16 protein-coding genes are annotated in these 17,351 nt (G+C 44.7%); 5 read left to right on the forward strand and 11 right to left on the reverse strand.

Annotated elements, in window-relative coordinates; genetic code table 11:
• Nucleotides 1-193: 193 nt before the first annotated feature.
• The 11 genes from HYN49_RS00905 to alaS form a co-directional block, all read right to left on the reverse strand.
• Nucleotides 194-844, reverse strand: coding sequence for a response regulator (locus tag HYN49_RS00905; RefSeq protein ID WP_108902364.1), 651 nt, complete (start codon nucleotides 842-844; stop codon nucleotides 194-196).
• Between the two features lie 8 nt (nucleotides 845-852).
• Nucleotides 853-2,718, reverse strand: a complete 1,866-nt coding sequence (locus tag HYN49_RS00910; protein ID WP_181368988.1) for a tetratricopeptide repeat-containing sensor histidine kinase — start codon at nucleotides 2,716-2,718, stop codon at nucleotides 853-855.
• Nucleotides 2,719-2,782: 64 nt separating this feature from the next.
• The gene (locus HYN49_RS00915; RefSeq protein WP_219928756.1) at nucleotides 2,783-4,774 is read right to left on the reverse strand and encodes a tetratricopeptide repeat protein; all 1,992 of its coding nucleotides are present in this window, start codon (nucleotides 4,772-4,774) and stop codon (nucleotides 2,783-2,785) included.
• A 71-nt stretch (nucleotides 4,775-4,845) separates the two neighbouring features.
• Nucleotides 4,846-5,145 (reverse strand): hypothetical protein, encoded by a 300-nt coding sequence (locus HYN49_RS00920; protein ID WP_108902367.1) that lies wholly within the window; start codon nucleotides 5,143-5,145, stop codon nucleotides 4,846-4,848.
• Between the two features lie 100 nt (nucleotides 5,146-5,245).
• The gene (locus tag HYN49_RS00925) at nucleotides 5,246-6,670 is read right to left on the reverse strand and encodes a PD40 domain-containing protein (protein WP_108902368.1); all 1,425 of its coding nucleotides are present in this window, start codon (nucleotides 6,668-6,670) and stop codon (nucleotides 5,246-5,248) included.
• A gap of 74 nt (nucleotides 6,671-6,744) precedes the next feature.
• Nucleotides 6,745-8,568 (reverse strand): outer membrane protein assembly factor BamB family protein, encoded by a 1,824-nt coding sequence (locus HYN49_RS00930; protein ID WP_108902369.1) that lies wholly within the window; start codon nucleotides 8,566-8,568, stop codon nucleotides 6,745-6,747.
• A 17-nt stretch (nucleotides 8,569-8,585) separates the two neighbouring features.
• Nucleotides 8,586-8,963: a hypothetical protein gene (locus tag HYN49_RS00935; RefSeq protein WP_146185024.1), complete on the reverse strand. Its 378-nt coding sequence runs from the start codon at nucleotides 8,961-8,963 to the stop codon at nucleotides 8,586-8,588.
• Between the two features lie 176 nt (nucleotides 8,964-9,139).
• The gene (locus HYN49_RS00940; RefSeq protein ID WP_108902371.1) at nucleotides 9,140-9,682 is read right to left on the reverse strand and encodes a DUF6252 family protein; all 543 of its coding nucleotides are present in this window, start codon (nucleotides 9,680-9,682) and stop codon (nucleotides 9,140-9,142) included.
• A gap of 254 nt (nucleotides 9,683-9,936) precedes the next feature.
• Nucleotides 9,937-10,896, reverse strand: a complete 960-nt coding sequence (locus tag HYN49_RS00945) for a GSCFA domain-containing protein (protein ID WP_108902372.1) — start codon at nucleotides 10,894-10,896, stop codon at nucleotides 9,937-9,939.
• Nucleotides 10,897-10,933: 37 nt separating this feature from the next.
• Nucleotides 10,934-11,116, reverse strand: a complete 183-nt coding sequence (locus HYN49_RS15065) for a hypothetical protein (RefSeq protein ID WP_146185025.1) — start codon at nucleotides 11,114-11,116, stop codon at nucleotides 10,934-10,936.
• A 154-nt stretch (nucleotides 11,117-11,270) separates the two neighbouring features.
• Nucleotides 11,271-13,898 (reverse strand): alanine--tRNA ligase, encoded by a 2,628-nt coding sequence (gene alaS / locus HYN49_RS00950; RefSeq protein ID WP_108902373.1) that lies wholly within the window; start codon nucleotides 13,896-13,898, stop codon nucleotides 11,271-11,273.
• A 193-nt stretch (nucleotides 13,899-14,091) separates the two neighbouring features.
• Here alaS and HYN49_RS00955 point away from each other — a divergent pair, with 193 nt between their 5' ends.
• Genes HYN49_RS00955 through HYN49_RS00975 form a run of 5 tightly spaced genes read left to right on the forward strand, consistent with a single transcriptional unit; the run spans nucleotide 14,092 to nucleotide 17,268 of the window.
• A complete protein-coding gene (locus HYN49_RS00955) occupies nucleotides 14,092-15,069 on the forward strand; it encodes a M23 family metallopeptidase (RefSeq protein ID WP_108902374.1) in 978 nt (325 codons plus the stop codon).
• Nucleotides 15,069-15,401, forward strand: a complete 333-nt coding sequence (locus tag HYN49_RS00960) for a MerR family transcriptional regulator (protein WP_108902375.1) — start codon at nucleotides 15,069-15,071, stop codon at nucleotides 15,399-15,401. The genes HYN49_RS00955 and HYN49_RS00960 overlap by 1 nt, the downstream gene beginning before the upstream one ends.
• A 52-nt stretch (nucleotides 15,402-15,453) precedes the next feature.
• Nucleotides 15,454-16,041: a LemA family protein gene (locus tag HYN49_RS00965; protein WP_108902376.1), complete on the forward strand. Its 588-nt coding sequence runs from the start codon at nucleotides 15,454-15,456 to the stop codon at nucleotides 16,039-16,041.
• Between the two features lie 3 nt (nucleotides 16,042-16,044).
• Nucleotides 16,045-16,482: a TPM domain-containing protein gene (locus tag HYN49_RS00970; RefSeq protein ID WP_108902377.1), complete on the forward strand. Its 438-nt coding sequence runs from the start codon at nucleotides 16,045-16,047 to the stop codon at nucleotides 16,480-16,482.
• A complete protein-coding gene (locus HYN49_RS00975) occupies nucleotides 16,483-17,268 on the forward strand; it encodes a TPM domain-containing protein (RefSeq protein ID WP_108902378.1) in 786 nt (261 codons plus the stop codon).
• Nucleotides 17,269-17,351 lie beyond the last annotated feature (83 nt).

Raw genomic sequence — 17,351 nt, forward strand, 5'->3', positions numbered from 1 at the left:
GATAAATGAATTTTGTTAGTTATAAGGCAAAATTGCATTTATCCGGAAGGTGAATCAATACGGCATATGTCGTATTTTTAGTTTTCGGTCTCAGTCTCAGTTGGCAGTTCATGACAAGGTCAATAAAAAAATTACTAATAGACACTTTTTATTTACTCCTATTAGCACTGCCTACCGCGACTGAGACTGAAAACTAAATAAGCTTATTGCTCTTCGCCTTCTGAATCGCCTCCAGCTTATTATGCACCTGGAGCTTGGTGTAAATATTCTCGACATGCTTGCGGACCGTTCCTAACGAAAGGATCAGGTTGTCCGCAATATTGTTGTATTTAAGGCCTTTGCTGAGTTGTTCCAAAACCTCGATTTCGCGTGCGGTGAGCTTGATTTCCTCAGCGTCCGATGGGGTATCGAACTCGATCGGATTGCGGAAAAGCTTCAGCGTTTTCAGCGCGATGGAAGGTGTCATCGTGGCACCGCCGTTCAGGGTTTCAACAATGCCCTGGTTCAGGTCGGCGGGCGTGACATCCTTGAGCAGGTAGCCATCGGCACCGGCTTTGATCGATTTGAAGATGTTTTCATCATTGTCAAAAATCGTGAGCATGATGATTTTAATGTGCGGGTATTTGTTCTTAACGATTCCTGTAGCTTCGATACCGTCCATTTTTGGCATTTCGATGTCCATCAATATCAGGTCGATGTTGTGGTTGTTCTCGAGCTTTTCCAAAAGTTCGATCCCGTTTACCGCAGTATATTTACAGGACAGGTCTTCAAAGAAGGACAGTTTCTCGGCGACCGCCTTCTGCAAAAAGATATTATCATCCACAATGACTATTTTAACCATGATCTTAAATTTTAACTGTTTTTGTTTTTGAGTAAAATACTGATTGTTGTTCCTTCAGAAACGGCGGTCCTGATTTCAAAAGTGCCGCCAATATCCTCGATCCGCTTGCGCATGTTATGCAGGCCGTTGCCATTGCTGATGTTTTCCGGATCGAATCCTGTTCCGTTATCGGTGATGGTGATCGATATGTTTCCGTTTTCTGCGGAAGCGTCAATGGCAATATTTTCGGCACCCGCATATTTAATGGCGTTGTTCACCGCCTCCTGGATCGTGCGGTAAATGTTCATGCCCTCGATGGAACTGAGTGTGAGGGTGTTTAATTTTTCATCGATATCGAATGAAAAATGAATGTCCTCTTTGGCCATTTTCGCCTTTTCGATAAAGTTCAGGATGCGCACCTTCAAATCCTCAAACGCAATCGCACTGTTGTTCATCGCCCAGATCGTATCTCGAAGCTCGACAATAGTGGACTTCGTAAACTCGCTGATGCTGCGCAGTTTGTCACTAAGCCTGATGTTCTGGATGTCAAAACCATGCTTGATGTTATCGACCGAGGAAATGATGAAGGTGAGTTGCGCCCCGATGTTGTCGTGCAGGTCGCGGGAAATGCTCAGGCGCTGTTCCTGCAGTTTATTCTGCGTCTCGATTTGCGCAATGGCGGTCTTGAGGCGGAATTCCTGTTTTTGCTGCTTGTTCTTCAATTTCTGCTGCCTGTAAATCAGCAACGATATGATGATTACAAAAAAAGTAAGGATGGAAATCCCGATCAGCAGTGTGGTTTTCCGGCGTGTTTCCGCGCGTTCCTCTGCCAGGAGCTTTTCCTTTTTCGCGGTCTGGTATTTGGTTTCAAGTTCAGCCGTGTGCTTTAAAGTGCTCAGGCGCGTAAGGTGCTCGCTGAGTTTTTTATTGATTTCCTGATAATATAACACGCTGTCGGGCTGTTTCAGGTAAGCGAAAGTCGGAATCAGTATATCGAGTGTGTAATACAGGCTTTCATCTTTTTTCTCGCGCAGGAATTTTGCCTTGATTTCGGTCAGTAATTTCAACGCTTCCTGGTATTTTCCGGATTTCAGGTAACTCCTTGCAATGCTGATTTTGAGGTTGTCCTGATCGTGGTCCGAGTTTACGGTTTTGGCTACGGCTTTTGATTTCTCATACAGCGCCGTGGCGCCGGCTGCATTTTGCTGACGGGTTTTCAGCAGGCCCATATTCTGATAAAGGGTCGATATCGCTTTCTGGTTGCCTGAGATTTTGCAGTTTTTCAGGCTCTTTTCAAACGCCACCCTGGCTTTGATCGTGTCGTTCAATCCCATATAGGCTTTCCCGAGGTTCCCATAAAATTCACAAAGGCGGTCGGGCAGCTTGTTTTTCTCTGCGTAAGCGATCGCGGGATTCAGGTATTGGAGCGCTTTGGAATAATCACTCAAACGCACCATCAGCAGGCCGATGTTGCTTTGGGCGACAGCCTTATTCTTATCATCTTTTACACTTTCAAAATAGGCCAGCGCTTCGAGGAAAGCCTTCATCGACTTGGTATATTCCTGCTTGTCGCGGTAGACATTTCCCAGATTATTACTGATTTTAGCCACACCGAACGCATCTTTACGGTGTTTGCGTATGGTGTAAGACCGCAGGTAATTTTTCTGCGAATTGTCGAGGTCGCCGTTGTTGAAATATACCGACCCGATATCGCTGTAAATTTGCCCGAGCAATGTCGAATCGGCTAATTTCTGCGCTTCATATTCCGCTTTTTTACCATAAGCCAATGCCGAATCCACTGAAACGGTCGAATAGTACCACGTGAGGTCAGAATAAACCGAAGCTGTTTTCTTCGCATCCGGATTGTCCTTCAGCGAAGCTTTCAATTTATCGATCATGACTTGCGCGTTCTGGGCTTTACATGGAATAAAGCACCAAATGAAGAAAATAAAAAAGTATTTTTTAAGCATTGTCGTCTTTGTTTTGTAAAGAAATCATTACTGTCGTTCCGGCATCTTTAGCTGATTTTATATCAAATTCCGCCCCGATTTCCTTCATGCGTTTTTTCATATTCCCCAAACCGTTGCCGCGGTCGGTGGCCTTTGTATCAAAGCCGATGCCGTTGTCGCGGATTTGGATCACGATCCTGTCTTTTTCCGATTTTGCCTCAATGACAATTTTCGTGGCTTCGGCATATTTGATCGCGTTGTTCACCGCTTCCTGTATCGTACGGTACATGTTGATGCCCTGCAATGAGGACAGTTTCATTTCGTTGATCGACTCGTCAAGATGGAATGTATAAGCGATGCTTCCTTTTGCGGTTTTTGCCTTTTCCAAAAAGTTGAAGATCCGCGAGCGCAATTCCTCAAAACTGATTTCAGCATGGTTCATCGCCCAGATGGTATCGCGCAGTTCGAGGATTGTCGACTTTGTAAAATCACTGATGTTGTCCAGCTTGTCATTGAGTTTCGTATTCTGCAGGTTGAACCCGAACTTCACATTATCCACCGAAGAAATGATGAAAGTAAGCTGCGCTCCGATATTGTCATGCAAATCGCGCGAGATGCTCAGACGCTGTTCCTGGAGTTTATTTTGTGTTTCAATCTGCGAGATGGCGGCTTTTAACTGGAATTCCTTTTCACGTTGCCCGGCCTTGAGTTTCTGTTGGCGATAAATCAGGTATGAGAGTACGGCCAGGAAAAAAACCAACGCAGCAAGCATGATGATCGCATTGGTTTTCTTTTTGGATTCGGATGATTTCTTAAGCAGCTCTATTTTGTTCTGGGCCAATTGTTTTTCCTTGATTGCCGTTTCGTATTTCACCTGTGCATCCTTGAAATATTTCTGCTTTTCCCTGCCCAGGATGCTGTCTTTGTGTACAACAAACAACTTATGGTTTTGTAATGCTTTTTTAAAGTCTCCGGTTTTTTCATAAGCCTGGGAGAGCTCATTGTAAATTTCGGCAATGTCGTCGCGGCGGTCAAGTTGCCGGCCTTCGTTTAAAAGTTCATTCAGCAGTGAAATCGCTTTTGCAGGTTGTCCTTCAAATAAATAAATCCGCGCGAGGCTTGCACGGATGGGGTACATTTCAGAAGTATTCTTCTTATATTTTTTGCCCAGGGCGATAGCTTCTGTCACCATTTGCTTTGCTTCCGGCATTTTATCCTGAATCACTTTGAGTGCAATCCCGGGCCGCAATATATCAAACCTGAGGCTTTCCAGCTTTGTAGAATCGGCCAGATGGATGCCTTTATTGTAATATTTTTCGGCTTCGGTATATTTGCCCTGATCCGTGAGCAGTGAGGTAAGATGTGCATATGACCGCAACAAGCCCTGCGGATTGTCGCGCTTGCCACCCAGGGCTATTGCCATTGCCGAGCGCGCCATTTGCTGGGCCTTGTGATTCTCGCCAATGGTTTCATACAATTCCGAAATGTTGTTGAATATCTCCACCTTGATGTAACGATATTGCGTCGTATCTACATTCCTGGCCGCATCGAGCAGGTTTTTGATGGCAAGGTCGTATTTGCCCTGTACCTGGTAAATATTGGCAATATTATTTTTGGAAATCACCACCCCGATACCGTCTTTCTGGCTCGCAAAAATGGAATCGGCAAGGTGGAAATATTGCATCGCATGCGCAAAATCTTCCATATTGTAGCAGGTTTCGGCATACTGACTGTAGGCACAAGGCAATTGCCCGTCAATCTTATTGTCGATGCAGTATTTTTCGGCTTTTTTAAAATCGCGGTAAGCGCCGTCATAATCCCGGATGAAGTTTTTCTGTTCGATCAGCTTGACGAGATAAGCCGCAATATGGTATTTGTCTTTACGCTTTTCGGCTTTCTTAATGCCATTCAAAATGTGCTGCAGGGCTTTTTCCGGATTTTTTTCACGGTCACGTTCATACCAATGGTAGACGCTGTCCGGATCATTGCCTTGTGAAAAAGCCATAACCGGTAACAGTAAAAAAAGTAGCAGCGTTTTCATCATAAATATAAATGTGTCCTATAAAAATAGGGAATTTAGCTTTCTGGTTTGTTTTTCAGCAAATCGTTTTTGGAAAGGATGTCGAACAATTCATAATTGAGCTTAAAAATATCCTCATTCAATACAATCCGGCTTTTCTTCAGGTTCTCATTCAGCTCGTCCGAAAGTCGGAGCTGGCCTGATTGTGCCAGTTGCTTCCGCGTAATCTGCACAATGATTTCTTCCAGAGCTGCAATCTTTTCTCCGAATTTTTTCTTTTCCCTGCGCGAATACACCGCAAGGTAGATCATGGCAAAAAATAACAGCAATATCATGGAAATCAGTAAAAAAATCATAACAAAGGGGATTGGTGGATAATTGTTTTTGTTTTAAGGTCGTAAACAAATGTCACCTTTCCTTCGCCAAAATGAAATACGCAGTTATACGTATTTTGCCCTATGACTTCATCAATTGCGCTTTCGGAAAATGCATATGGTAAATATTGGTACGCCCGTCGACGGTCCTGATGAAATACAATTCCTCGTTTTGCTCATCATACCACGGCGACCCGTCGAAGCTGCCGCTATTGATGCTGCTGCCGAGGTTTACCGGCTCAGACCAGTTCTTCCACGTATCGTCAAGGCGGTGCGTCACAAAAATATCGTAATCACCATAATTGCTGAAACCATTGCTACTGAACAACAGCGTTTTATTATCCGACAACAATCTTGGCATACTTTCATCGGCGGCGCTGTTAATGGTTTTGCCCATATTCTGCAGGAAGCCGTAAGAACCATCCTCTTTTTTGTTTGAAAAATACAAATCGGCGCCACCCTGCGTCATATCGGTTTCAATGCCCATGATGATGGTTTTGGCATCGTCTGTAATGGTCATTTCAGAAGTATCGTCGTAATTGTTGTAGGCCGTGACTTTCAGTATTCCTGACGGCTCGAAAGCATCGCCGTTGCGTTTGTAAAATGCATAACCCGTTTCACCTGTACCGCGGCTGTAGGATTTACCGCCTTTGAGCGCCCAGTCGCTTTTGATGCCATAGATATAATTAAACTGATTGTCATCGTTCAGCGCATTCATTTCCTGCACGGGTGCCGACCATTTGCCGTTGCTTCTTACACAGGAGTAAATAATTTCTTTTGTATTGGTAAAATCCGTGAAATACAATTTCTGCCCGTCGGCGGTAAGCATGGGATTGGCAGGCAGTAATTCGCCGATATCAATCTTTTCGGATTTAGCCAAAGACTGGAATTCAGGCAAAATATTGATTGGCGCCTCAATAGGCGTTTCCGAATCCGAAATCCCGATCGCATCGACCTGTTTCTGCCCAGGAACCAATGCAAAACTGAAATCCACCCTGACGGCAACAACGCCGCTTACTGCCTGTTCCAGTATCGCATGCTCTATGCCCGGATTCACATCGACTTCGGGTGCGGTCTGGATTTTCCTGCGTTTGCGGTTGTAGTAATATTTGCGGTCGGCTGGAGATTGGGAAGTATACAAGTCCCTTTTCCAATTGACCTTGCGTGACCAGACGGTTTTATATTTGCCCGATCCGTCGTCTACCGCAATCCTTACTACGCAACCGGAATTCATATTTTCGAATACGGCAACCTGCTTTACGGTTTGCGGTTTTTCAAATCCCACCTCAACCGTTTCATAACCGTCGAGTGCGTTCTTGGGCATCCAGGCGTTCGCGCTTGGGCCGGCTTGCGGAAAAGCATCGGATTTGCCGAGGATGCGCTTGATGCCGTTTTGTTTTCCACCTAAATCAGACGAAAATTTAATCAGTTTGGATGCCCATTGGACTTGCTGTGCATGCACCGAAAAAGCAGAGATTAAACTTAAAAGGAGTATTTTACTTTTCATCTTTCATTCATTTAAAAAAAGGGCTGACAAACAGAATTCATCAGCCCCCACCATAAAAAACATAACCCAAAAAACTAATTGTTGACTTTGATTTTTTCTACTTTTTTGCCTTTGAAAGCAAAAATGTATTCGCCGTCTTCTGTTATGTCTATACCGTCACCATATTGCGGGCTTCCGCCTTTTCCTTTGGACTGGACCGATCCTTTGGTCTCGCCATTGGTCATATCGATGCCGTAAATGATGTTTTTGCTGTTACGTTGGTCACGCAGGAAATAATTGTCGCCGATATGGTAGAAATAATCCACGCCTTTGATTTTTTCCGATGCATAAGCGCGGCTGCCGTCTTTTTTGTTGTAAGAAGCCAGTCCTTTTTCAGAAAGCACGACCACTTTATCCCCGAAGTCGATGACATCAGTGGCTTTACCTACTTTGGCATCATTGTGCTTCACGTCGAAAAGCTGGTTTCCTGATTTGATGTCGTAGCCGTAGAACTCATCGCCATCACCTACAAACACCGTATTTTTATCTTCGCTTAAGATCAGATCGGTAATCCTTTTATCGAAACGCTCCGAGCGCCAGGCGGTTTTTCCGGTATTGTCGTCAATCGCCAGGACACTGTTTTTTTGGTTTTTATAATCCCAGTAGATGTATGGCACCCAGGCTTTGTAGCTTCCGCCACCGAAACCGCCAAGGGCCAGACCCGCTGAAAGTCCGCTGCTGGTTTCTTCCAATCGCAATTCCTGCACCTGGAATTTTCCACCCACCTGTACCATCAGCTTATCGCCCGCCAGGTAAATGTGCGGCATACAGAATGCACCTGTGATTTTCTCAGATGCCCAAAGTAGTTTCCCTGATTCCAGGTCGTGTTTCTCGACATATTTCGTCTTGTCCCTGTTCCCAAGGATGACAAGATATACCGCATTTTGTGTAAACAACGGCTCGGCAATCAGATGGTAATACTGTGATTTCTTTTTGTTCCCGAACAAAGCGTTGCCGCTTGAACCGCCCATATCGTCATCGTAAATTGCAGCCCACAATTGCTGGCCCGTACTGTAATCATAAACCGTCAATCCATTGAGGTGGAGGTATAATTTACCGCCTTTGATCCACATGTCCACAATCGGCTTGCGGGTTACCAATTCCTTCTGGACAACACCTGTAAAAGTAGCATCCCAAAGCACTTCACCATTCGACGCATTGATGCGCACCAATTGGTTTTTGTACCCTGCAAACAAAGCACCAAGGGCCGTCGGCTTGAAGTTCAGCATGACGATTTCATTCTTATCCTTATTGTAAATGTAAGTCCCTACACCGCCTTTAAAACGGTTCGTTTCCCAGATTTTCTCGCCCGTATCGGCTTTCACAAGGATTACCGAAGCCTTTTGCGAAATCAGGAACGCATCGAGTTCATAAATATATTTTACGGTATCCAGTTCGCCATCCCCGGCACTTTCGCCTTTAGGGATCAGGTTTTGGTATACTTCAGAGTTCCACAATTCCTTTCCGGTCGGGATATCGATTACTGCTACACGGTCGGTCCCCAATTTCCTTTCATCAAAAAGGAACAGGTAACCGCCTTTATCGGTCCAGACCGTATATTGGTATTCGCATTTGTTGGTCTTATTGGTCGTGATTTTTTTATAATCGCCACTCCAGATTACCTTACCTTCAGCATTCAGGACCGTAGCCGAGTTGTCATCGGTGCCGATGATGTATTTTCCGCTGCCGTCGGTAACGGCAAGCCTTGTGGCCTTGTTGTCAAATTCGCCTTCCCATACGGTAGTAAAATCTCCCGTTTTCTTTCCGGCTTTTCCGCCACCACCGAGCAATTTGCCGAGCTGTGCGCTTGCTGTTCCGGTAATCACCAGCGACAGCATGATTAATGTTATTTTTTTCATGGTTATTGTTGTTTAGGTTATTCGAATGTTGCGGTGTAACGTATTTTGTATCGTTGCTGTTTCTGCAGCTTAAAGAAGAATTTATGTTTCAGGATGTAATCCGACATCCAGTTGATGAAGTCGATGTTTTTGATGTCGCTGTCCACTTTAAAGAAGGTCGAAACCTTTCCGTTTTGTACTACGCCCACGTCGAAAACCATGGTTCCCTTTACGTCGGCATATTTTTTGGCTTTTATTTTCAGGAAATCTTTTGATGTGAAAAGTTCGTCAATTTCTTTAGTTACGGCTTCCTGCACTTGTTCCTCATCGGTCAGTGTCTGTTTTTTCTGTGCCTGCACGTTGACTGAAAACAGTACCAGCAAAGCGATGCCCCACAATACTTTTTTAGTTTTCATATAATTGTTTTTTTGGTGTTTAATACTTTTACGAAACTGCAATTATTTGGCAGCTGTTACAATACGACATATGACGTATTTTGCTTTCGGCATGCAAATGCTGCCTATACTCTGGTGTAAAAAAACGCACGGCAGCCAGGTTGCCTGCCGTGCGGGAATCAATAAAGGATGGGAAATTAAAACGATTGGAAGGTACCGCGGAATTTTCCGTTGGTAACCGTTTTCTGTGAACTGCATGCATCTTCCTTAGAACCTGTGAAGGTGAAAGTACCCTCAATTTTGGTATCGCTTATCGAAGTTACAGTAATGCTTCCCGTAGCGTTCTCGCAATCTCCGGTATCCCACGTAACGTCATTGTCACCGGCTGTCTCTGTGTAACCCAATGTGTTGTTGGTCGTTGAGTTTACCTGATAAGTCGTACCGGCAGTTATAGGACCCACAAGCGCAATATAAATGGCTTTATAATCCTGATCAGTAATCGTAGTCTGGTCGCCACAGGAGATCGTAATAAGCTGCATGTCTCCGGTGCCCTGCTTCATTGCAACGCCTACAGACTGTCCCTGGATGGAAGCGGTCTCAAATGAAGTACCGTCTACTTTAGCAGAGATATACGTAGAAAGGCTTGAGCTTCCGCCGCCATCACTGTCGCTGCTGCATGAGTTAAACACTAACGCTAATGCCATTAAGGCTGTTAATCCGATTTTTTTGAATGTTTTCATGATGTAATAGATTTGTTAATTATTTATTTGACAAATCTGCAACAATCAAAAAGGGGATTCAATACGTAGAAATTCGTATTTTATTGAAAAGCTGGAAAAGTTGGGAAAGTCCGGAAGTCAGAAAGAAAGAAAGAAAGAAAGAAAGAAAGAAAAACAGGAAGATAGGAAACTGCTTATTTAAAGGGAATATCATTAAAATTACTCTTTATGCGCTTACCAACTTCCGGTCTTCCGGACTTCCGGTCTTCCGGTCTTTACTGACTTTCCTGACTAAATACCATATGTGGGAAACGGGACTGCAATTTGGCAACCTGCTCCTGTAATTTCTCCTGAAAAGCCAGGTGTTGCGAGGTATCAGGATTGAAAGGGCGGTGTGCGAGGCTTTTTTGTATCGAGCCTACTTTGTTCATCACGGCATACGCACTTTCCTTAATATGCGTATCTACAAACCTTTGCCAGATGTAGTCTACGGCGGTCTGGTTCGGGTGCAGCATATCTTCGGCGTAAAAACGGTAATCGCGCAGTTCATCCATCATAATTTCATATGAAGGGAAATAGGCCGCATCGGAGGAGGCGAGTGTATTATGCAAAGCCGAAATCAGGTTTGCCTTACTCTGCTGATTTTCTACAAAACCATCCTTGATATGCCGGACCGGCGATACCGTAAAAATAATATGGCAATCGGGGTTGATGGCATAAACCGAGTTGATGAGCTGCTTCAGGCTGTCGGCAATCGCATCAACCGACAAGAGTTGTTTTGAAAAATAGCGCTGGGGTACTTTATGGCAGTTGGCCACATATTCATTGGTTTGATCATGCTTATAGACCCACGCTGTCCCTAAAGTGACGATCAGGTGGGTGGCATTTTCGAGTCCGCGGTACAATTGTGCTGTGGAAGCATTCAGGCTATCGATCAAATCATCACGGTACACGTTGCTCAATGCCGAATGTGCATCAAAGCAATGCCAGGTATCGTTGCTGTGGAATACATCTGCTTCTGTAAACTTTTTCTGGACCGCGGCAAAGCGGATGATTTTGGCCAAAGCCAATGGCTGGAAAATGATCCCGAAAGGATTGACCGTATTCCTGAATTGGTAATACCCGAACTTTTCGGCCATGCTTTCTGCAAAGCAGGACCCTAAAGACACTATGCTTGATTTATAATCAAGTTTGTGGCTGCTTTCGGCTATGGGTATTTCAGTCCGGAATTGCATTTGTTTACTTTATTATTATATGATGGACAATAAACCATCATTTTACCCCATTGATGGCGTTATGAGCTTCATTAATGACGCTTTTTGCCGCGTTTACGACGTTGCCTGCTCCATTATTGGGGTCCTGAATCCCGTTAATGGCGTTCAAAGCTCCATTAATGGGGCTCGGAACGGGATTAATGGCGTCATGCAACGTGGTAAATGGCGTTCGGTACCCCATTAACGGGGTTGTCAACGCCACTAATGGGGCTGCATGACGTGGTAAATGAGGTTCGGAGCGCCACTCACGGGGTATGCAACGTGGTAAACGGAGCACGGAACGCCATTCATGGGACAATGCACGTGGTAAACGGCGGTGATAACCCCTTCAACGATTATTTTATATAATCAACCGCTTTTTCCAACGCTTCAGGAATCCCTAACACATCCTTACCGCCTGCTGTAGCGAAAAATGGCTGGCCGCCGCCGCCGCCTTCGATATATTTTCCTAATTCGCGTACGATTTTACCCGCATTCAGGCCTTTCGAATCGACAAGCTCTTTGGAGATGTAACACGTCAGCATCGGTTTTCCTTCATCTGCAGTAGCGAAAACCAGGAAAATATTATTGTCTTCCCCACCCACTTCATAAGCAAGGTCTTTCGCACCTGATGCATCAAGATCGACCTGTGTGGCAAGGAATCTTACACCGTTGATTTCTTCCAGTTTTGAGACGAAAGCCCCTTTCATATTCTTGATCTTGTCCTTCATCAGGAATTCGACCTGGCGGGCCAGTTTGGCATTTTCCTCTTGTAAAGACACTACGGCTTTCAGGGAATCCTGTGGGTTTTTCAACGCCGATTTAATGTCATCCAAAGCTTTTTCCTGAGCGGCGAAGAAACGTTGTACCGCTTCACCCGTAATGGCTTCGATACGACGGATTCCGGCTGCTACGGCACTTTCACTGATGATCTTGAAATACCAGATATCAGCAGTATTCTGAACGTGGATGCCTCCGCAAAGCTCCATGCTGTCACCAAAACGGATGGCACGTACCGAATCTCCGTATTTCTCTCCGAATAATGCCATGGCGCCTTCTGCAACGGCATCGTTAAACGGCATATTTCTTTTTTCTATTAATGGTAAATGCTCCTGGATCCGTGCATTGACGAAGTTTTCGACTTCTTTAAGCTGCTCGTCAGTGACTTTAGAGAAATGCGAAAAGTCGAAACGCAGGTAATCCGGACTTACCAATGAACCTTTTTGCTCTACATGTGTCCCTAATATTGTACGCAATGCCTGATGCATCAGGTGTGTCGCCGAGTGGTTTCCGGCAGTTTCAGCACGCAGTTCCCTGTTTACTTTGGCAATAAACGCTCCGTCAAGATTTTCAGGCAATGTACGCGTGAAGTGCAGGATTAAGTTGTTTTCTTTTTTAGTGTCGATGATGTCGATGCTTTCATTCGCATTTGACAAAGTACCCTTGTCACCTACCTGCCCCCCTCCTTCGGGATAAAATGGCGTATGGTCTAAAACCAATTGGTATAACTGTCCGTCTTTCTTGGAATCGACTTTGCGGTAACGGGTGATCCTGACTTCGTTGACCAATAAATCATAGCCGACAAAAGTTTCTGTGTTACCTTCTGTCAGGATTGTCCAGTCATCAGTTGATACTTCTGAAGCGGCGCGGGAACGGGTTTTCTGTTCGAACATCGCCTTATCGAAATCAGCTTCGTTATAAGCCATCCCTTTTTCTTTGAGGATCAGCGCGGTCAGGTCTTTTGGGAAACCGAAAGTATCATATAATTCGAATGCTTTGTTTCCGGAAACTTCACTGCCTTCGGTACCTTTGATGACATTATCGAGCAATTGCAGTCCCTGGTCCAAAGTCCTTAAGAATGAATTTTCTTCTTCCTTAATCACATTCATTACAAAGCTTTTCTGCGACACGATTTCGGGGAATGATTGTCCCATCTGGCTTGCCAAAGTTTCTATCAATTGGTAAATGAATGCTTCTTTCGTATCCAGAAACGTAAAGCCGTAACGGATCGCGCGGCGTAAAATCCTGCGGATCACATAACCGGCACCGGTGTTTGACGGCAACTGACCATCAGCAATAGCAAAAGCGACGGCACGCACGTGGTCTGCAATCACGCGGATGGCGATATTTGTTTTTTCTTCGGCATCATTGGCCGCTTTCATCGTATATTTTTTACCTGTGACGCTTTCGATCTTTTGGATCAAAGGCATGAATACATCGGTATCATAATTGGATTGTACGCCTTGTAACACCATACAAAGACGTTCGAAGCCCATACCTGTATCGACGTGCTGTGCAGGTAGCTTTTCTAAAGAACCATCAGCTTTGCGGTTGAACTCCATGAACACGTTGTTCCAGATCTCCACGACATGCGGATGGTCGGCATTGACGAGTTCCTTACCCGGTGTTTTTGCTTTTTCTTCAGCGGAACGGATGTCTACGTGGATTTCAGAGCAAGGTCCGCACGGTCCCTGGTCGCCCATTTCCCAAAAATTGTCTTTCTTGTTTCCCAATAAAATACGGTCTTCCGAAATCAGTGTTTTCCAGATATCCCAGGCTTCCTGGTCAAAAGGCACATTTTCTTCTTTTGAACCTTCGAAAACCGTGACGTAAAGGATGTCTTTGTCGATTTTATACACTTCGGTCAGCAATTCCCATGCCCAGTGGATGGCTTCTTTCTTAAAGTAATCACCAAAGCTCCAGTTGCCCAGCATCTCAAACATCGTATGGTGGTAGGTATCGATTCCCACTTCTTCCAGGTCGTTGTGTTTTCCGGAAACGCGCAGGCATTTCTGGGTATCGGCGATGCGCTTGCTCTTTGGGACGGCATTGCCGAGGAAATATTCCTTGAACTGCGCCATACCGGAGTTGTTGAACATCAACGTGGGATCGTCTTTTAAGACAATCGGTGCTGACGGCACAATCAGGTGGCTTTTACTTTGGAAAAAATCGAGAAACTGTTGTCTTACTTCTTGTGACTTCATATCTTTTAATGAGATAATTTGAAAATGAGATAATGAGATAATTACTTTGCGACTGTAAATACCGATGGATAAGTTGGGTTTTTATAAGCTCCAATGAGCATTTTCTAATTATCTAATTACCCAATTATCTAATTAACTTTTCGTAATATTGTTATCCTTAATTTTTACAAGGTGCAAAAATAGCATATTTTAGATGAAGAAGGTAAAATATTATTTTGATTCCGAAAGCCTGGCTTATAAAAAGATCAGCCCGAAAAAGCGCCGGAGTTTTGCCTATATTTCTTTGTTCTTGTTGTCCTCGGGGCTGTTTGGGACCCTAGCATTCGTGGTGCTGCTCAATACCCCTTATTTTGAAACACCTAAGGACCGCCTTCAGGCGCGTGAGATTGACAATTTGAAAATCCGTTATTCGATCCTGAACAAGAAAATGGACCAGATCGACGAGGTGTTGGCGGGGATTGAAGAGCGCGACAATAATATTTACAGGATTTATTTTAATACCTCAGCGATTCCTGATGAACAGCGAAAGGCCGGTTTCGGGGGTGTAAACCGATATAAGGAGTTGGAAGGTTACAACAATTCGGAGTTGGTGATCAATACCTCTAAACGCGTGGATGTATTGTCAAAGGAACTGGTGGTACAGTCGAAATCACTCGATGAAATCATGAAGCTGGCGAAGGAAAAGAACAAGCTCTTATCGGCCATTCCTGCCATACAACCTGTAAGGAATGAGAATTTACGCGCCGTAGCATCCGGTTTCGGCTACCGCAGCGATCCTTTTACGAAAGTACGGAAGTTCCATGCAGGCATGGATTTTTCATCCAAAACCGGCACGCCCATTTATGCGACCGGCGATGGGATTGTCGAAAATGCAGACAATACGGCATCAGGTTACGGAAACCATATTGTCATCCGCCATGGTTATGGTTATGAAACGCTTTACGGGCATTTGAGTAAATATAAAGTACGTGCCGGGCAACATGTAAAGCGCGGCGACATCATCGGATATGTAGGCAGCACCGGCCGCTCGGAAGCGCCGCACCTGCATTATGAAGTACATAAAAACGGGGAAGTCGTAAACCCATTGAATTTCTATTACGGCAATATCTCGGCGGCAGAATATGTGGCCATTTCAAAATTAGCGAACCAGGAAAACCAATCTCTCGATTAATGCATATAGACTTACCACCGGGAAAACGATATTACAGCATAGGCGAAGTGTCTAAGGCTTTTGATGTGAATGCGTCACTGATACGTTTTTGGGACAAGGAATTCGACATCCTTAAACCCAAGAAAAACGCCAAGGGCAACCGGATGTTTACACCGGAAGATGTAAAAAACATCCAGCTGATTTACCATTTAGTGAAAGAACGCGGTTTTACGCTGGAAGGCGCGCGGACCCATTTGAAGGAAGGCCAGAAAAAGACGTTGGATAAATTTGAAATCGTCAGCAAATTGGAAGGAATTAAGGCACAGTTGCTGAGTATAAAAAATGAATTGTAACTTTTTGGAGCCGACTTCCGTCTAATAAGCACAATTTAAAACAAATTAAACAATGAGAAAATTTTTGCCTTGGATTATCGTGATCGGTGTCATTTTAATCCTTTTTGTATGGATCAAGGGAATTAATAATAACGCCGTAAAACTCAATGAAAATATCGGGGAATCATGGGGTAACGTGGAAACTGCTTACCAAAGGAGGTCAGACCTGATCCCAAATCTTGTCAATACCGTAAAAGGCGTTGCCAATTTCGAGAAAAGCACTTTAGTTGAAGTGACACAAGCCCGTGCCAATGCTACGAAAGTGACTGTAGATCCATCAAACATCACTCCTGAGCAATTCAACCAGTTCCAACAGGCACAATCAGGTGTATCTTCTGCTTTGGGAAGATTATTGGTCACTGTAGAAAAATATCCTGAACTGAAAGCAAACCAAAGCTTTCTGAAATTACAGGATGAACTTGCGAGTACCGAAAACCAGATCCTGACTGCAAGGACCCGTTTCAACGAAGCTGTGAAGCCTTATAACAATCATGTAAAAACATTCCCAAACAATCTTTTTGCGGGCATGTTCGGGTTTAAGGAAAAAGCTTATTTCGTTGCCGATAAAGGTGCCAGTGCCGCTCCTAAAGTAAATTTCTAAACCATGCTGAACCTCGAAAATTTTCTTACCAAAGAAGAAGAGCAGCAGATTGTTGAAGCGATTCAAAAAGCTGAAAAGGAAACTTCCGGAGAAATCAGGGTTCATATAGAAAAAACAACTTCCATCGCTGCGCTTGACCGTGCGGTGGAAGTTTTTAATTTATTGAACATGCACCAGACGGCGCTCAAGAATGGCGTGCTTTTTTACCTGGCAGTCGACGACAAGGCCTTTGCCATATGCGGCGATAAAGGCATTGATGAAGTAGTTCCATCGGATTTTTGGGATTCTACCAAAGAAGTTATGATGTCGCATTTCAAAAACGGTGACTTTAAGCAGGGACTGATTGACGGCATACACAAAGCAGGAAAACAACTGCAATCGCACTTTCCTTGTGCGGAAGACGACAAAGACGAACTTTCCAATGAAATATCCAGAGGTTAAATGAAAAGATACATCAATATATTGACAGTATTCGTGTGCTTTCTATTGGCACAGACCGGGTTGGCACAGTTCGACATTCCGGAAAAACCGGATTTCCAGACCAGCGTTTATGACTATGCGCATTTGCTGAATGACGCAGATAAGAAACAACTCGAAGAAAAACTGGTCCGTTATTCGGATTCGACATCGACACAAATGGTGGTCATCATCATCGAAAGCCTTAAAGGGGAAGACGTGGATCAATTGGCCACAAACTGGGGGCATACATGGGGTGTCGGTCAGGCTAAAGAAGATAATGGCGTGCTGATCCTTGTCGCAAAAAATGACAGGAAGGTGGCCATCCATCCCGGATATGGCGTTGAGGACAGGCTTACGGCCGGCATCGGTGGAGAAATTATCCGTAATGTGATTGTCCCGGAGTTCAAGGCTGAAAACTATTATGGCGGCCTCGATAAAGGCGCCGATGAAATCATCAAAGTACTCAAAGGAAAATACAAAGGGGAACGGAAGGAGAAAAAATCCGGAAAATCATTCCCGTTCGGTGCTATAATTATCGTCATCGTCATTATCCTTGCGGCTGCCAAAAGAAAAGGCGGCGGCGGTGGACGCGGCGGCGGCGGCATCGGGCTTGGCGAAATTATACTACTGAGCAGCCTTGGGCGTGGCGGCTCCGGATTTGGAGGTGGCGGCGGCTTCGGCGGTGGCTCTTCAGGCGGCGGTGGAGGATTCGGCGGAGGATTCGGTGGCGGAGGCTTCTCCGGCGGCGGATCGAGCGGAAGCTGGTAATTTTAATTATGAATTGAGAATTAGGAATTACGTTTTAAACTTTATAACCAAAAAGCCGGAAATAATACTTCCGGCTTTTTTTT

It is taken from the genome of Flavobacterium pallidum (assembly GCF_003097535.1).
GTDB lineage: Bacteria > Bacteroidota > Bacteroidia > Flavobacteriales > Flavobacteriaceae > Flavobacterium > Flavobacterium pallidum.

Bases quoted from the DNA above. Each gene is read 5' to 3' on its own strand.
- HYN49_RS00910 (WP_181368988.1), bottom strand. From the start codon at position 2,718: ATGATCGATAAATTGAAAGCTTCGCTGAAGGACAATCCGGATGCGAAG.
- HYN49_RS00915 (WP_219928756.1), bottom strand. From the start codon at position 4,774: ATGGCTTTTTCACAAGGCAATGATCCGGACAGCGTCTACCATTGGTAT.
- HYN49_RS00920 (WP_108902367.1), bottom strand. From the start codon at position 5,145: ATGATTTTTTTACTGATTTCCATGATATTGCTGTTATTTTTTGCCATG.
- HYN49_RS00925 (WP_108902368.1), bottom strand. From the start codon at position 6,670: ATGAAAAGTAAAATACTCCTTTTAAGTTTAATCTCTGCTTTTTCGGTG.
- HYN49_RS00930 (WP_108902369.1), bottom strand. From the start codon at position 8,568: ATGAAAAAAATAACATTAATCATGCTGTCGCTGGTGATTACCGGAACA.
- HYN49_RS00935 (WP_146185024.1), bottom strand. From the start codon at position 8,963: ATGAAAACTAAAAAAGTATTGTGGGGCATCGCTTTGCTGGTACTGTTT.
- HYN49_RS00940 (WP_108902371.1), bottom strand. From the start codon at position 9,682: ATGAAAACATTCAAAAAAATCGGATTAACAGCCTTAATGGCATTAGCG.
- HYN49_RS00945 (WP_108902372.1), bottom strand. From the start codon at position 10,896: ATGCAATTCCGGACTGAAATACCCATAGCCGAAAGCAGCCACAAACTT.
- HYN49_RS15065 (WP_146185025.1), bottom strand. From the start codon at position 11,116: ATGGGGTACCGAACGCCATTTACCACGTTGCATGACGCCATTAATCCC.
- alaS (WP_108902373.1), bottom strand. From the start codon at position 13,898: ATGAAGTCACAAGAAGTAAGACAACAGTTTCTCGATTTTTTCCAAAGT.
- HYN49_RS00955 (WP_108902374.1), top strand. From the start codon at position 14,092: ATGAAGAAGGTAAAATATTATTTTGATTCCGAAAGCCTGGCTTATAAA.
- HYN49_RS00960 (WP_108902375.1), top strand. From the start codon at position 15,069: ATGCATATAGACTTACCACCGGGAAAACGATATTACAGCATAGGCGAA.
- HYN49_RS00965 (WP_108902376.1), top strand. From the start codon at position 15,454: ATGAGAAAATTTTTGCCTTGGATTATCGTGATCGGTGTCATTTTAATC.
- HYN49_RS00970 (WP_108902377.1), top strand. From the start codon at position 16,045: ATGCTGAACCTCGAAAATTTTCTTACCAAAGAAGAAGAGCAGCAGATT.
- HYN49_RS00975 (WP_108902378.1), top strand. From the start codon at position 16,483: ATGAAAAGATACATCAATATATTGACAGTATTCGTGTGCTTTCTATTG.